We start from the raw sequence: 343 nt of genomic DNA on the forward strand, positions 1-343 counted from the left end.
GTGGGAGACCACCCTGCGCTCCGGCTCGCCGTCGGGGCCCAGGAGGGAGACCTCGGTGGTGTAGGTGAAACCGGTCCGCTGGTCGAAGACATCGTCCTCGCCCGCGAAGCCGCCCCCCGCCCCGGTATAGGCGCGGCCCTCCTCCACTGCGGGGGAGAACCGCTGCTCGGGCGCGGCCAGCTCGCCCTTGTCGTCGAGGGTGCGCAGGCGGGTCGCGGCCAGCGCCGGGACGGGAGATCCGGGAATCTCCTCGTAGGCGATCTCGGTCACCGCGCCGAGGGGGGAGGCGACGCGGGTGATGACGGGGCCGTGTCCGGCCAGCGGCCGCCCGTACTCCAGCCCC

1 protein-coding gene is annotated in these 343 nt (G+C 74.6%); it reads right to left on the bottom strand.

The window, feature by feature from the left end:
- The coding region (locus IF89_RS39890) for a hypothetical protein (RefSeq protein WP_043195049.1) at nt 1-343 on the bottom strand (343 nt) is incomplete at both ends.

The organism is Streptomyces sp. NRRL F-2664 (genome assembly GCF_000719345.1).
Classification (GTDB): Bacteria; Actinomycetota; Actinomycetes; order Streptomycetales; family Streptomycetaceae; genus Streptomyces.